Annotated in this window: 14 protein-coding genes; 8 read left to right on the top strand and 6 right to left on the bottom strand. The window is 40.0% G+C overall.

Annotated elements, in window-relative coordinates:
* Positions 1–2 precede the first annotated feature (2 nt).
* From ACFQ1M_RS13555 to ACFQ1M_RS13540, 4 genes are all read right to left on the bottom strand, one after another.
* Positions 3–1,928 carry an AAA family ATPase gene (locus ACFQ1M_RS13555; protein WP_386409088.1) on the bottom strand — a complete coding sequence of 642 codons (1,926 nt, stop codon included), beginning with the start codon at positions 1,926–1,928 and terminating at the stop codon, positions 3–5.
* Complete coding sequence (gene rsmI, locus ACFQ1M_RS13550; RefSeq protein WP_386409087.1) at positions 1,925–2,602, bottom strand: 16S rRNA (cytidine(1402)-2'-O)-methyltransferase; 678 nt, start codon at positions 2,600–2,602, stop codon at positions 1,925–1,927. Before rsmI ends, ACFQ1M_RS13555 begins: the two co-directional genes overlap by 4 nt.
* 66 nt (positions 2,603–2,668) lie before the next feature.
* Positions 2,669–3,022: a DoxX family protein gene (locus ACFQ1M_RS13545; protein ID WP_386409085.1), complete on the bottom strand. Its 354-nt coding sequence runs from the start codon at positions 3,020–3,022 to the stop codon at positions 2,669–2,671.
* An 80-nt stretch (positions 3,023–3,102) separates the two neighbouring features.
* On the bottom strand, positions 3,103–3,816 hold the full coding sequence (locus ACFQ1M_RS13540) for a hypothetical protein (RefSeq protein WP_386409083.1): 714 nt from the start codon (positions 3,814–3,816) through the stop codon (positions 3,103–3,105).
* A gap of 135 nt (positions 3,817–3,951) precedes the next feature.
* Between ACFQ1M_RS13540 and ACFQ1M_RS13535 the strand changes: the two genes are divergently transcribed.
* From ACFQ1M_RS13535 to ACFQ1M_RS13500, 8 genes are all read left to right on the top strand, one after another.
* A complete protein-coding gene (locus tag ACFQ1M_RS13535) occupies positions 3,952–4,590 on the top strand; it encodes a thymidine kinase (RefSeq protein WP_386409081.1) in 639 nt (212 codons plus the stop codon).
* A 15-nt stretch (positions 4,591–4,605) separates the two neighbouring features.
* On the top strand, positions 4,606–5,709 hold the full coding sequence (gene alr, locus ACFQ1M_RS13530) for an alanine racemase (protein WP_386409079.1): 1,104 nt from the start codon (positions 4,606–4,608) through the stop codon (positions 5,707–5,709).
* Positions 5,710–5,799: 90 nt separating this feature from the next.
* On the top strand, positions 5,800–6,207 hold the full coding sequence (mscL, locus tag ACFQ1M_RS13525) for a large-conductance mechanosensitive channel protein MscL (protein ID WP_386409077.1): 408 nt from the start codon (positions 5,800–5,802) through the stop codon (positions 6,205–6,207).
* Positions 6,208–6,705: 498 nt separating this feature from the next.
* Entirely contained in the window at positions 6,706–7,713 is a 1,008-nt protein-coding gene (locus ACFQ1M_RS13520; protein ID WP_386409075.1) for an aspartate-semialdehyde dehydrogenase, read from the top strand.
* A gap of 96 nt (positions 7,714–7,809) precedes the next feature.
* Positions 7,810–8,184 carry a DoxX family membrane protein gene (locus ACFQ1M_RS13515; protein WP_386409073.1) on the top strand — a complete coding sequence of 125 codons (375 nt, stop codon included), beginning with the start codon at positions 7,810–7,812 and terminating at the stop codon, positions 8,182–8,184.
* Between the two features lie 183 nt (positions 8,185–8,367).
* Positions 8,368–8,874, top strand: a complete 507-nt coding sequence (locus tag ACFQ1M_RS13510; protein WP_386409071.1) for a hypothetical protein — start codon at positions 8,368–8,370, stop codon at positions 8,872–8,874.
* A gap of 74 nt (positions 8,875–8,948) precedes the next feature.
* Positions 8,949–11,096, top strand: coding sequence for a prolyl oligopeptidase family serine peptidase (locus ACFQ1M_RS13505; protein ID WP_386409069.1), 2,148 nt, complete (start codon positions 8,949–8,951; stop codon positions 11,094–11,096).
* A gap of 72 nt (positions 11,097–11,168) precedes the next feature.
* Positions 11,169–12,131, top strand: coding sequence for an ABC transporter ATP-binding protein (locus ACFQ1M_RS13500; protein WP_386409067.1), 963 nt, complete (start codon positions 11,169–11,171; stop codon positions 12,129–12,131).
* A 130-nt stretch (positions 12,132–12,261) separates the two neighbouring features.
* On the opposite strand, the gene ACFQ1M_RS13495 is transcribed toward ACFQ1M_RS13500, so the two are convergent.
* Complete coding sequence (locus ACFQ1M_RS13495; RefSeq protein ID WP_386409065.1) at positions 12,262–13,011, bottom strand: LytR/AlgR family response regulator transcription factor; 750 nt, start codon at positions 13,009–13,011, stop codon at positions 12,262–12,264.
* Positions 13,012–13,020: 9 nt separating this feature from the next.
* Entirely contained in the window at positions 13,021–16,065 is a 3,045-nt protein-coding gene (locus ACFQ1M_RS13490) for a ligand-binding sensor domain-containing protein (RefSeq protein WP_386409063.1), read from the bottom strand.
* Between the last annotated feature and the right edge of the window lie 10 nt (positions 16,066–16,075).

The raw sequence follows: 16,075 nt of genomic DNA, 5'->3' as shown, positions 1-16,075 counted from the left end.
TTCTAGGAACTATTATTCTTTATAAAGTTATAAAGCTTGTCAATTTCTTTAATCAAATAATCATTCTCAAAACTTAACATATCTGAATCATTAAATGACTTGATGTAATAATTGCAAAGTTTATGTTTGTATTCGTTTTTTAAAGTTCCAGAACTCGCACGGAATGATTTGATATTTCTGTCATCAATTCCTATATCCTGAAGTTTTTTAAGCAAGAAATCTCCTAAGCCAACATGCCTATATTCTTCACTCGAAATTTTTATTTTTTCAATCTTCGTTTCTGACTGTTTATCTCTAACTAATTTTTTCATGAAGCCAGAAATAATATTAGGAGGTAACAGATTCTCAATCTCTTTGTGAACTGTATCATGATAAAGAAAATTTGAGTTCTTCTTGGTTAAGCTTAAGAGGTTTTGTTTCCTCTCAGCCTTCTTACCAATAGCATTGTCATTATCGGATAACAGATATATTTTTTTAGACAATGAAAATGCGTTAATACATTCTCTAATCTCAGCATCCGAATGTTCTATTTCATCTTCGAATAAATAGTGGTATAGGAGACTTCCGCCATATTCAAAAAATGAGAAATCATAATCTTCTCTCAAGTTGTCACCTCTGTTTTCACTTATAAGTTTCAAAACCTTTGAGACGTATTTTCTATCTGTGGGGCCTTCTACCCAAATTGAAGTGTTTGCCAAGAAAACGGATGAAGATTTCACACCAAGTGCATCAAGTATTTCGGTATTTGGTCTAACATTAGTATTTACCTTAACTGATTCTTTATCTAATTTCTGAAATTTAAATATGGAAATATCATTGGAATAAAAAGATGAATCTAACAAATGGTTAGAATGGGTAGTAATAAAAAATTTCAGTTGTTTTTCCCGAAGGAATTCATCGTTTATTAAGGTTTCAACGAAAATTCGCTGAAAACCTGGATGAAGATTTGTTTCTGGCTCTTCTATGAAAAACCATTCTCTTTTAGGAGCCGTAAACATAGGGTATAAAAGCATAATTAGCTGAGACAAACCATCTCCTATCTCATTAATATTTCTATAATCATCGTCAATGTCAATTGCGACCAAATTCTTTTCGGTGTCAGCAGTGATATCTACAGTCTTATTATTAAAAAAATTTCGGGAAAGGAATCTTTCGAAGGCTACCACGTCTTTCTTTCTTCTTGAGGTTTTGTTCTTTAACAATACATTAAAAAATTCTAACCCTGTAAATGTTTTTGTTTTTTCATGAATGCCAAAATGTTTAATCAGTATTTCTTTATATGTTGTTTCTTCTAAATGAGCGCCTTTATAAAGACTTCTAAAAACAGGAATATAACAATTGCTCTCATTTTTATTATTTAAATGAAACTTAATCTCTTGGAGAAAGTCTTCCATTAAGTCATAATAATCCATGGCATCTTCCTTTAATAGGTTAATTTCAGATTCTCTGGAAATCGACCTCCTGCCATCTCTTATAATTTGCTTTATCTTCGACTCATTAAACGAACCAAAATTTATCAAGTAGTTTTTAATATTCTTAACTTCTAATAAGGATAATCCAATAGATGCTACATCGACTATATTCCTCTGATTTTTGTCCAGTTTAGCATTATCGTGAGAAAATAACCTATGATTAATTAGCGCATTATGTATATCTGATATAGGAGTTTTTCTAACGATTTCCATAAAACCTCTATCTAATTTTAGAAGACCTCTCAAGAACCTACTTTTACCACTATTATTTGCTCCAACGAAGAAATTGACTTTATTAAGACCTTCTAATTCCAATTTATAAGATCCTTCTGAAATATTTATTTCTTTGAAAGGTCCCTGTATCAACTTTTTCTTTAAACTGTTTATAAAAAAGGTTGGTTCGCTTAACTCTGTTGGAAAATCTAGACGGTCGGATACTGAATTTTTAATTTTCATTTCTTATTATTTCCGGTCACTACAATGACGATCTCTCCCTTGGGTGGTTTTGCTTCGTAATGTCTCAACACCTCTTTTGCAGTGCCACGAATGGTTTCTTCGTGTAGCTTTGAGATCTCCCTTGAAACCGATAATTGTCGTTCCTCTCCAAAATATTCTGTAAAATGTGCCAAGGTCTTCAACAACTTATGCGGAGACTCATAGAAGATCATCGTTCGTGTTTCCTCGGCTAATAATTTCAATCTCGTTTGCCTTCCTTTTTTTACAGGAAGAAAGCCTTCAAATACAAATTTGTCATTTGGCAATCCGCTATTGACCAATGCAGGAACGAAGGCCGTGGCACCAGGAAGACATTCCACATCTACGCCTTGTTCAATACAAGCGCGTGTTAGCAAAAATCCTGGGTCTGAGATTGCCGGAGTGCCCGCATCACTGATCAATGCGATGGTCTCTCCATGCATTAATCGTCGAACAAGTCCTTCAACGGTCTTGTGCTCATTGTGCATATGGTGACTTTGCATAGGTGTTCCGATATCAAAGTGCCTCATCAGCTTTCCGCTGGTGCGCGTATCTTCGGCAAGGATCAGATCAACCTCTTTTAGCACGTTGATCGCGCGAAAGGTCATATCCTCTAAGTTGCCAATCGGGGTTGGTACGATGTATAATTTAGACATATTGTAAAAATAGAAAGCCGAATGCTGTTGTACAACTTTCGGCCCGTCTAGTTCATTTTTGAATCCTTACGGTCGAACTTTCTTCCCCAAAAAATAAGAGGATAGCAAAAGCAGCAATGCGATCAAAGCACCCATTTGTTCTCCATCGCCTATTTGTAGATGGGCGAAAAATGCCAGCACAAAATTGAAGAAGAACCCCGCATAGGCCCACTCTTTAAGCCCTTTTACATTGACCAAAATAATGATGACCCCGAGAATCTTTGCCGCTGCTAAAGGATAGATGAGATACACAGGGTAGCCAAAACTCATAAATGCCTTTTCAATCTCGGTATTTTTGAATAGATACATATATACCGAAAAGCACATGAACAACGTTAAAAGGCACGTTGTTAGCCAGTATGCAATCTTCTGAATTTTCATCTTTTAACGCTGATTAGTTATTCTTTCTTAAAAAGATAAGACGCATCGTATGAACCTTCCTAGATCGCTAAAATCCTTTTTTAGGTGAATTTCTTTTCGATGATCTCTACCAGTCGATTTTCGTATTCTTCCTTTCCGTCCCAATTGTTATAATCAGGCTTCACCATCACTTCTAAAAAACCTTTGGCATCGGCTGCATTATTGATGGTGTTCAGTTGTGAAAGTACACGATTAAAATCTTCCTGGCTTCCATTGAACAAATGGTTCACAAAAGCCAACCTATCGTTCAGTCCAATATTGAATCCTCTCTGAATTTTGTCATTCAAGGAGCGTTTTTTCACTTCTACCTTGGTCACTATATCCTTGGCATCAGGCGTTACTATATCCGCATCTCTTTTTACGAAGGTAGGCTCTGGCAGGATATCGCCTAAAATATCATCTAAGGTCTCTTCTTTTGGCATTTCGGCAACAATATCCTTAATGGTATCAATCACTGGAGTGATGATCTGTTCCATGGGTTCATCACGATCATTATATTCTTTAAGGTTATGCTTAATGACCTCATCGTTGTTCTTGTTCTCGAAAACATCGTCTATGGTATCATACAGCGCCTTCTCTCCCATCACTGGTTCCGACCCACTATCAAGATGTTCCTCCACGAATTTCAAGACCGTTAATTGTTCGTAGAGTTTCTTCACCTCTTCATGAAGTTTTACAACATCCGACTTGCCTTTCAGCTTCAAAACCCGATGTGCAATACTGATCAATTCTGCTTCTAATTTCTTCTTCATCATCTATGCTTTTTGACAGCCTTCCGCGACTATTTTTCAATTCAATTTTTAAGAAAGTATCTTGTGATTAATTTACGTAAGTTTGTTTCGTTTATATAAAACGTAGACAAGCTGCGTTTTCGTCTAGAAAATTACAAAATGTTTCTCGAAAATACGGTAAATCATAAGGAACAATTTGGTTGGATCGAAGTAATCTGTGGATCGATGTTCTCTGGCAAGACAGAAGAATTGATCCGAAGACTCAAGCGCGCGCAATTTGCAAAGCAGCAAGTGGAGATCTTTAAACCGGCCGTAGATACCCGCTACGATGACGAGATGGTCGTCTCTCACGATGAAAATGAAATTCGTTCTACACCTGTACCGGCTGCAGCAAATATAAGATTGTTGGCCGATGGGTGTGATGTTGTTGGAATCGATGAGGCACAATTCTTTGATGACGAAATCGTAAGTGTTTGTAACGACCTTGCCAATAGAGGGGTACGCGTTATCGTAGCAGGGCTCGACATGGATTTTAAAGGGAACCCATTTGGCCCAATGCCCGCCTTAATGGCCACGGCAGAATATGTTACCAAAGTACATGCCGTTTGCACGCGTACGGGAAATCTGGCACAATATAGCTACAGGAAAGCTCAAGGAGATGACCTTGTCCTCTTGGGCGAGACCCAAGAATATGAACCCCTAAGTCGTGCGGCTTATTACAAGGCCATGTTAAAAGAAAAAGTGAAGGACATGGATGTCGAAGATGCTGAAGAGATCAAGGACACTTCAGACAACTAATATCTGCTAAGCTCAATGGGCATATATGAAACCACATTGGAGATCGACCTGCGCGCACTGACGCATAATTTTCAATTTTTGAAAAGCAAACTTCAACCCAAGACCAAATTCATGGCAGTGGTCAAGGCGTTTGGCTACGGCAGTGACGCCATAGAAATAGCCAAACACCTAGAATCGCTGGAGGTTGATTATTTTGCGGTGGCCTATACTTCAGAAGGAATGGCCTTGCGAGATGCGGGAATCGAGACCCCAATTATGGTCTTGCATCCATTACCGATTCACTTTGATGAAATTATCGAGCGGTGCTTGGAGCCTAGCCTATATAATGCCAAGACGCTTAAAGGTTTCATAGAAGTTGCCAAAAAACATGCTCAGAAGGATTATCCCATTCACATAAAATTTAATACTGGACTCAATCGCCTTGGCTTTTGGGAAAATGATGTGGAATATATTATTGAAAAGCTGAAAGCGACCTCATCGGTGAAAGTATTAAGTATCCTTTCGCATCTTGCGGCATCTGAGGATCTTACCGAGAGATCGTTCACGCAGCATCAGATAGGCACTTTTAAAAAAATTGCTTCGGAGTTTGAGCGCAAGGTTGGATATGAGGTGAAGATGCATCAATGTAATACTTCGGGCATTCTCAATTATCCCGAGGCACATTTCGATATGGTACGAAGCGGCATTGGATTGTACGGTTTTGGAAATGACCCCAAATTTGACGATCACCTGAGGCCTATAGCTTCATTAAAATCTGTGATCTCTCAGATTCATACAATCGAACCGGGAGAAACCGTCGGATATAATAGGGCATACAAAGCACCTTATTTCCAAAGGACCGCTACAATTCCAGTAGGCCATGCCGATGGAATTTCTAGGATTTATGGAAACGAAAAAGGATGGGTGATGATCAAGGGCAAAAAAGCGCCGATCATCGGCAATGTATGCATGGATATGATCATGGTAAACATCACAGATATTGATTGCAAAGAAGGTGATGAGGTGGTTATTTTTGGCAAAGGATCGTCGGCAAATGCGTTGGCCGAAAATGCAGGGACCATTTCTTATGAGTTAATCACTTCTGTATCTCAACGGGTAAAACGCACCGTTCTTCGATAAATATATGTTTCTTCGATTTACAAATCCCTTAACATTTAAGAAATTTCCTTAATTTAGATAGTAATTAACTAACTAATTAATTAGATAACTATGGGATTTCTAAAAGAATTCAAAGAATTTGCCATGAAAGGCAATCTTGTTGACATCGCCGTCGGTTTCGTTATGGGCGCGGCCTTCAACAAAGTAGTGTCGTCCTTTACTGGGGGAATCGTTTCGCCTTTGATCGGTCTCGTCTTTAAGGCAGATTTCAAAGACCTTAAATATGTCATTGAAGAGGGAACGCTCAATGATGCAGGAGAAAAAGTGGGTGAGGTCGCTGTAATGTATGGTGATTTTCTCACAAATTTGATTGATTTTATTATTGTAGCCTTCGTAATGTTCATGATCGTTAAAGGTGTTAATAAAATGAAGAAGAAAGAAGAGCCAGCACCTGAGGCGCCAAAGGGTCCATCGCAAGAGGAATTATTGGCCGAGATCAGGGACTTGCTGAAAAAATAGCAAGTTATTTACGATACGCAGTAGCCGCTGCGCTACATACTTTAATTTTAATCGCTAAACCACCTGCATGCACAGGTGGTTTTTCTTTAAATAGCTTTCTCCTTCATTAGGTTCATAAAACAAATCTAAAGGAATGTTAAAGAGTTCTCAGGATTGTATTTAGAACAGTTTGAGAGCGATAAAGCTTTGGCGTAACGAGCACTTCTCGATACAAAATTTGTACATTTCATTCCCAAATTTCACTCGGAGTGACAGCGGTGCTCGTCGATGTCACATAAAACCAAGCCTACAAGCTAACTGTTATATGAAGAGTGAACGAACAGATGGCGATTCAGACCAATTGTTACGTTATTATCAATATTTATAAATAAAAATAACAAATTGTTATAAATATACATTTTCGCTTTTTTTTACTTGTAGAGAATGGATAATTAGATACATTTGTAGTCCAAGAAGTTGTACATAACACTTTAAATTCAATTTAGTTATAAAAAAGTTATGAGAGTAGCAGTAGTTGGTGTAACCGGAATGGTGGGCGAGGTCATGCGAAAAGTCTTGACCGAAAGGAATTTTCCTATTTCAGAATTTATTCCCGTTGCTTCAGAGCGGTCTGTTGGCAAGGAAATAGCATTCAATGGCCATAAGTATACCATTGTTGGACTAGAGACAGCCGTTGCATTACGCCCAGATATTGCTATCTTCTCTGCGGGCGGTGGCACGGCTCTTGAGTGGGCCCCAAAATTTGCTGCTGTCGGAACTACGGTTATCGATAATTCTTCCGCATGGAGAATGGATCCATCTAAAAAGCTGGTGGTCCCAGAAATAAATGCTTCGTCCTTAACAACCGATGATAAGATCATCGCCAATCCTAACTGTTCCACCATTCAGATGGTGATGGCCTTGGCTCCACTTCATGAAAAATACAAGATCAAGCGAATCGTCGTTTCCACGTATCAGTCTGTTTCTGGCACAGGTGTAAAAGCTGTTCAGCAACTAGAGAACGAAACGAATGGAAAAAAGGGAGAAATGGCCTATCCTTATCCTATCAATAGGAATGCATTGCCTCATTGTGATGTCTTTCAAGAGAATGGATATACCAAAGAAGAGATGAAATTGGTGAAGGAAACCCAAAAGATCTTGGAGGACGATAGCATCAAGGTTACTGCCACTGCGGTTCGTATCCCCACGGCGGGCGGACATAGCGAGTCGGTCAATGTAGAGTTCGAAAATGACTTTGAGCTCTCGGAAGTACGTAAACTTCTTAGTGAAACCGATGGTGTTGTAGTACAAGACAACCCAGATGTGAATCTATATCCAATGCCGATCTATGCACATGATAAGGACGATGTTTTTGTGGGCAGATTACGAAGAGATGAATCACAACCAAACACCTTGAACATGTGGATCGTGTCTGATAATCTAAGAAAAGGGGCGGCGACCAACGCTGTTCAAATTGCAGAGTATCTGGTGGCCAATAAATTGGTGCAAGCGCAGCTGGTCTCATAATTCATCTTTTTTACCTTACATATTTCTAAACTTACGAGCGTTTTTTTGGTATCTTTAAGTTGTTGATAAACAGATACTAACCAAAACTCATCGTTTATGAATTCTAATTTTACCAAACTCATGCGCTTTCTTCTAGCGCTGATCCTTATCGTATTTGGGGTTAATAAATTCTTGAAATTCATTCCGCTGCCAGAACTCCCTGATCAGGCCTCAGGTTTCATGAGCTCCTTAGACGCCACAGGTTATATGCTACCCATCGTAGGAGTTTTAGAGATTTTTATAGGCGTATTGCTTATCCTTAAAAAATGGGTGGGCTTTGCTTTGATGCTCCTTGCACCTATTTCTGTGAACATTGTGCTTTTCCATGTGTTTCTAGATCTTCCAGGAATTGGTGGCGCCTTAGTTGTTGCCATTCTAAATGGTATTCTCATTTATAAATATTGGACGGTCTACAGACCTTTGTTCCATTAGTTCGTAAGATGAATTTCTCGCTCATTCTATAATCCATATTTTGGCTGCTTAGGCATAAAAAAACCGTCCCTCACAAAAGTAGAATTACCTTGGACACTACTTAAAATATTGTTAAAACCTCCATGCAAAACGCTAAGAGGTTTTTTTGTCATAAATTTGATATACAACCGAATAATTCAAATTATGAAAATAATCAAGTGGTTTGTTGTATGTTTTGCGATCTTTTGTATCTCATGTGAAGGTGATCCAGGACCTCCTGGCCGGGATGGTCTAGATGGTCTGCCAGGGCCATTGGCCCAAGTATTTGAAGTTCAAATTGATTTCACAGCTGCCAATAATTTTGAATTTTTAGTCTCTTTCCCCTCAAACATTGAAGTGTTTGATAGTGATGTGGTCGCTGCTTACATTTTAGATGAGGTAGACAATGGTGTCGATATCTGGGAGCCACTCCCGCAAACATTGTTCTTGGGGAATGATATTCTAATTTATGGTTATGACTTTTCTTCCAGCGACATCAACTTTTTCATAGATGGCACCATCGACCCATCAACTTTAGATCCGATCTATACCGATGACGTTATTTTTAGGGTAGCCATTATCCCTGCGGAATTTGCACGAAGTTTAGACCTATCTAATTTTCAAAGCATAATGAACGAGTTAAAAATTCAGGATTTCCAGCAATTAAGATAGTGTGCAACATCAAAAACCGCTGATCTCAATGACCTATTTTTTAATCAAAAACATCATATAGACCTTCAGATATCATGAAGAAATTTATTATTTATACCAGTATACTAAGCCTTTTGGCCGCTTGCGATTCTGCAGAAAAAAAAGACACAACATTGAATTATCCGGAAACTAAAAAAGAGGCCGTTGTAGATTCCTATTTTGGAACTGAAATAAAAGATCCATACCGATGGTTAGAAAATGACATGAGCGATGAAACCGCTTCATGGGTAAAAGCACAAAATGAAGTTACCTTCGGTTATTTAAATGAAATTCCGTTTAGAACACAATTGAAAGAGCGTCTTGAGAAAGTATGGAATTACGAAAAAATTTCTCGCCCATTCAAAGAAGGTGATTATACCTATTTTTATAAAAATGATGGACTGCAAAATCAATATGTCGTCTATCGTAAGAAAGGTGAGGGTGAAGAAGAGGTATTCTTGGATCCAAATACATTTTCTGAAGATGGCACTACCTCGCTCGCAGGGCTTAATTTTTCCAAAGATGGAAGTCTCGCAGCGTATTCTATCTCTGAAGGGGGTAGCGATTGGCGAAAGATCATCGTTATCAATGCAGAGACCAAAGAGATCATCGAAGATACTATTGTGGATGTTAAATTTAGCGGCATCTCTTGGAAAGGAAACGAAGGCTTTTACTATTCTAGCTACGACAAACCAGAAGGCAGTGAGCTGTCGGCCAAGACCGACCAGCATAAATTATATTACCATAAGCTTGGCACCAAGCAAAACGAAGATGAAGTGATATTTGGCGCCACAGATGCGGAAAAGCATCGCTATGTAGGAGGATATCTTACCGAGGATGATCGCTATTTGGTTATCACGGCCAGAGTCTCTACTTCGGGCAATAAACTTTTTATCAAAGACCTCTCAAAATCGAATAGTAAGCTCATTACTGTATTAAATGACACAGAAAGTGATACCTATGTTATCGACAATGTGGGGCCTAAACTATATTTGGTGACCAATCTTGGAGCTCCCAATCAGAAAATAGTTACTGTCGATGCCAAAGATCCGAGGCCTACATTTTGGGAAGACTTTATCCCTGAGACAGAGAACGTGTTGAGCCCTTCTTCGGGAGGAGGTTACTTCTTTGCCGAATATATGGTCGATGCTGTCTCCAAGGTCTTTCAATATGACATGAATGGCAAGTTAGTTAGAGAGATCGAGCTTCCAGGAGTTGGAAGTGTTGGAGGATTTGGCGGAAAAAAGGACGAAAAGGAGATGTACTTTACCTTCACAAACTACAATACCCCTGGGACACTTTATAAATATGATGCTGATACTGGTGACTACAAGGTCTACTGGAAACCTGAGATCGATTTTAATCCAGATGATTATGAGTCAAAACAGGTATTCTATACTTCAAAAGATGGCACTAAAATTCCGATGATCATCACCCATAAAAAAGGCCTTGAACTCAACGGTAAAAATCCAACGATTCTTTATGGTTACGGTGGTTTCAACGTTAGTTTGACGCCAACATTCAGCACGGCAAATTCTGTATGGATGGAGCAAGGTGGCGTTTACGCGGTACCCAATCTTCGCGGTGGAGGAGAATATGGGAAGAAGTGGCATATCGCGGGCACTAAAATGCAAAAACAAAATGTTTTTGATGATTTTATAGCAGCCGCAGAATATTTGATCGACAATCGATATACCTCACCAGATTATCTGGCAATTCGAGGAGGATCCAATGGCGGTCTTCTAGTAGGTGCCACCATGACGCAGCGCCCAGATCTAATGAAAGTGGCATTGCCAGCCGTAGGGGTCTTGGATATGTTGCGCTACCATACATTTACGGCTGGCGCCGGATGGGCGTACGATTATGGAACTTCTGAAGAAAGTAAGGAGATGTTCGAATATCTAAAGGATTACTCACCAGTACATAATGTGAAGGCCGGAACAGCCTATCCTGCAACCTTAGTAACGACGAGTGACCATGACGACCGTGTGGTACCAGCACATTCCTTTAAGTTTGCCGCAGCCCTTCAGGAAAAACATGTTGGTAGCAATCCCGTGTTGATACGAATAGAAACAAATGCGGGGCACGGTGCAGGAACTCCTGTGAGTAAAACGATAGAACAATATGCGGATATCTTTAGCTTTACACTTTACAACATGGGCTACGAGGTATTGCCCAGCAAAACAGATAAAATAAAAGGGTAAATACTATTTATTTATCCAGAAAATAGACCACACAGGTTTTGGAAACCTTTGTGGTCTTTGTATTTTCACTCTATGCTCAACGTACAAAACATCTCATTTGCATACGATAACGAAAATGTCATCAATGATATAAGTTTTTCCATGAGGAGAGGGGAATGTTTGGCCATTTTAGGTGAAAGCGGCTGTGGAAAGAGCACCCTGATCAAAACGATCTATGGTCTTTACAATTTAACGGATGGAAGCATATTTTGGGGTGAAAAACAGCTGCTTGGACCAAATTTCAATATCGTTCCTGGAGAGGATTTTATCAAATATGTAGCGCAAGATTTCGACTTGATGCCCTTTGCAACCGTTGAAGAAAATGTGGGCAAATTCCTTTCTAATTTCTATCGCAAAGAAAAAGCCAAACGAACAGCTCAACTGTTAGAAACCATAGGGCTTTCGGCGTATGCCAAAACAACCCCTAAATACCTCAGTGGAGGGCAGCAACAACGTATAGCAATCGCACGTGCACTAGCCAAAGATCCCGAATTGCTATTACTCGATGAACCCTTTGGACAGATTGACAATTTTAAGAAAAACGAATTAAGAAGAAATCTTTTCTCCTTTCTAAAAGAGAATAATATCAGTTGCATTTTGGCCAGCCACGATAGCACGGATGCCCTTTCTTATGCAGATAGGATCATTGTGATGAAGGATGGTAAGATCATAGCCGATGACACACCTCAACATCTTTACAACGATCCAAAAACCCTGTATATCGCTTCGCTTTTTGGTGAGGCAAATGTTTTACCATATCTAGTTGACGACAAAGAAGTGCTGATGCTTGTATATCCACATGAAATTAACATTGATGACTCTTCAAAATTTAAAATGACCGTGACCAAATGTTACTTTCGTGGCGACCATTTTCTAGTGGAAGGCATCATGAACGACCGCCCAGTTTTTATAAAGCATTCAGCTTTTCTTGAAGCTGGAAATGTCACAGGTTTTTCTCTTGCAAAACATGTTGGTGAAAAAAGAATTTTGAGCTAACCTTCATTTTAAATTTATCATATTCTACACTCCTTTCGCAAAAGCAACTCCAAGATATCGTAAGCGATTTTTCTTTGATGCTAAAGAAATGAAACAACGACAAGATTTAAGACCTGGTCATGACGGTAGTCTACCGATGCATCCTATCCAACATCTCCATCACTTCTTGCTTTTTACGGACAGAAACTGGAATGTTGTCATCATTCTTTAGCATCAGATAACCGCCATCGGTCTTGATATAGGCGCTGATGAATTGCACATTGACCAGATGACTCTGATGGACCCGCAAAAACTGGTAGTTCTTTAACATGTCGGCAAAATATTTGAGTGTCTTTGTCACAAAGACCTTTTGCCCATCTTTTAGATAAAATATGGTGTTATTGCTATCTGACTCGCAGCGAACGATATCGTCCAAGCTTACGATGATGATCTTGTCTAAAGTATGCAGCGAAATCTTGTTGGGTTTTTGTTCTGGAGCCGATAAGGTTTCCTTTAAGATATCCAAGCGCTCCTTGTTGGGTTGAATCTGCTCTTTGGCCTTGGTGATGGCCTGTGCCAATTCCTCATTAGAGTAGGGCTTTAATACGTAATCTATCGCCGCAAACTTAAAGGCGCGTATGGCAAATTCATCGCTCGCAGTGACAAAGATGATCTTTGACCTCAGGTCTGGGAAAATTTCCAGAACGTCAAAGCCTGTGCCGTCGCCCAGCATAATATCCAAAAAAAGGATGTCGGGTTGTTCTTTTCGCAATACTTTTGCTGCCTCGACCACACTGTTCGCTGTGTCTACAATGGTAACTTCGGGATGATTGGCCTCTATGTCACCTTTCAGCAACTGAAGGGCGTCTGGCATATCGTCTACGATAACGGCTGTAAGCATAATTATATCTTAGTAATCGGTTTCTAGTGGTATCTTAAAAGAAATCTCCGTTCCAGTGACTGTACCTTTCTCGGTTTGTAACTCCTTTATTTTGAGGGTGTCTTTTCCAGTAAGCGATTCGATCCTTTCTGTGGTCACTGTCAAAGCCATCGATTGATGGTCCGTATTTGTCTTGGTCTTTTGCGACTGAAAGATTCCCATTCCATTGTCTATAACACTGCAATGTAAGAAATCCCCTCCGTTTGTACTGAAGTAAATATTTAACTTTCCTTTTCTGGTACCTTTAAGTATGCCATGTCGTATCGCATTTTCAACGAATGGCTGTATTAACATCGGTGGTATCAAGATCTCTTCTTTGTCTAAATCAGAATCTACTTTGATGTCATACGTAAACGGTTTGGTTGCCATCAATTGTTCCACTTCGATATACTTTTTTAGCGTTTGAACTTCTTGATCTAATGTGATATGATCTTGTCGCGAATTATTGAGCGTTTCTCTGAGTAGGGTAGCGAAGGTGTTGATGGTAGTATTCATCTTGCCGGGATTGCTGGTGCCCATCGCCTTGATCCCGTTGAGTACATTGAAGATAAAATGAGGATTCATCTGCAGGCGCAATGCTTTCTGTTCTAACGAAAGAAGATGATTCTGCATCTGAAGACGTTCACGTTCTTCCCTATTCCTTTTCTTTACCCTTCTCAAATATCGCAATGCGAGTATGGCCATGGTTGCAAGTATGGCCAAGAATACCGAGGCCTGGAACCAGAACTTCTTATAAAAGGGTCTTTGAATGAAAAAGTTGAAAGCAATGGGATCGCTTTGCTCCCAACGTCTATTTCTGGATTGTACTGTAAAGTTATGCGCCCCGTATGCCAGACCCGCAAAATTCTGTCTACTCTCAAATGACCATGGACTCCACTCGCCCTTGTTCAATCGAAAGCGATATTGTACCTCAGAAGGATTATTGATGTCTATGGTCTTGAATGCAAAGGTGACTTGTTTTTGAGAGGGATTCAATTGAACGACCTTTTCACTATTGGTCCACTCATTTAAATTGATACTATCGATACTCTGATAAGCGACCTCAACGTCCTCAAAATGAAGGGTAGGCTTGATGCTGGTATCTTTTTTCGTGCCTGGTTGATATTGGGTGAGTCCATAGATGGCTCCAAACCAGAGATTACCTTCATCGTCCTTGTCCACGGCATTCAAACAGGTTTCAATTCCTAAAAAGCCGTCGTTTCTGCCAAAGTGAAAAACATCGACGATCTCATTGGAAGGGTTCAGAACGATCTTATCGACGCCACGTTCAGTGCCCGCCCAAAGGTTACCTTCATTATCAAAAATAAGCTGATAGATATTGTCTGAATAAAGCTTCTTCTTACCTTTTAGCCTGGCAATGTTTGTTGGATCTGAGACACTCGCCCACCAAACACCACTCCCAGACGTCCCTATGTAGAGTTTGTCTTCATGAAATAGCAGCGAATTGATGGTGATGTTTCGTCCAAAAATATTTCCAAGATGCTTGACGCGATTTCCCTTGATATATCCTAGGTGACCATCTTTTGTCGCATACCATATCTTTCCGTCATTGTCAATTCTCATATCCCTAATGAATAGGTCCTTAATTCCAGAACGTGGACCGAACTTTTTCATGTCGCTGACCTTGCCTGTCTCTGATGAGTACTTAAACCTATTGATCCCGCTAGAATAGGTCGCCACCCAAATGACATCGTCCCTGATCTCGATCTTGCGTATCCAATCTGAAGTTAGGCCCAGCTTGGTGTCGATCAGATGATCCTTTGTGACCTTCTTTACAATGGTGTCGGTGATGATGTTCTTTAGGTCGGAGCTATCTATAAGTATGCTATCTACTTCGATAGTTTCTCTAAATAATATTCCCTTTCCCTCGGTTCCCGCCAGGATATTTCCGCTAGAGTCGCTGGCAATCGTTTTGAACTTCACCTCAGAAAAGCGCTCATCTTCTGGGATTGGATGTATTCCAAGAGAATCAATACGCGTTAGTCCAGCTTCCGAATTGGAGACCCAGAGACCATCGGCTGCCTTGTGAACCGCATATATCCTATTTCCTTTTAAGCCCGAACGTCTATCGAAGTGCTTAAAGCTATTTTGAAAATACTTGTAGAGCCCCCCACCCGAAGTAGCGATCCAGATGTTGGATTGCCGATCCCTGATCATCGTTCTAATATGAGCAACTGAAAGGCCACTGGTTCTGCTCAATGTCTTTTGCTCTGAAAAATCGAGCAAGCTGACGACCTTAACACCGCTGTTATCCGTGGCAACCCAAAGTTGACCATCAATGATTTGCATTTTATTAATGCGGTAGGGCCTCTCAAATAATACATAGTCCGCTCTGCGCCCTCCTTTTGCATTCATCACTAAAACACCGGCATTGTAGGTGGCAGCGTATATTTTATTGTTTTTGACTGCCAAAGAGGTGAAGTTGTTGGTTGCCTTTTTCCGAATGTATGTCGGATTATCCTTCAACTCCTTTAGCCGCCAAAGTCCCCTGCTCGATGCTATCCAAAAATGTCCTCCATCGAAAACAATATCGTTTACGACACTTTTATTGATGAACTCGTGAACAGAAACTCTTTTGAGCGCTGCGCTATCTTTTAACTGAAAAAGGCCATTGTCTGTAGCGACAAAGGTCTTGTTTGCAACTTTGAGAATTTTATTTACCTGAGGACCTTCGATATTTGTAAATCCTCGCTTGGTCTTGATAGATAATCCTCGCTTGGTCCCGATGAATATGCTGTCGTTGGCATGTGTAATGGCGTGTATGTAATTTGAAAGTAATCCATCGCTTTCGTTCCATACCTTAAACTTCTCCCCATCAAATCTGGCAAGTCCGCCTCCTTGGGTCCCAAGCCATAGATATCCGATCTCGTCTTGAATAACGTCATACACCTGCGACTGAGGCAGGCCGTCTTCGAGCGTATAGGATTGTAGCTGATTATTCTGCGCAAAAGTCTGTGCACATATAAAGTACATCCATAGCAATATGGCAGTATAGGCTAGTCGTTGTAGGTACATTTAAGTTTCA

The organism is Sungkyunkwania multivorans (genome assembly GCF_042675645.1).
Taxonomy (GTDB): Bacteria; Bacteroidota; Bacteroidia; order Flavobacteriales; family Flavobacteriaceae; genus Sungkyunkwania; species Sungkyunkwania multivorans.
This window is presented reverse-complemented; position numbering and strand designations above follow the sequence as displayed.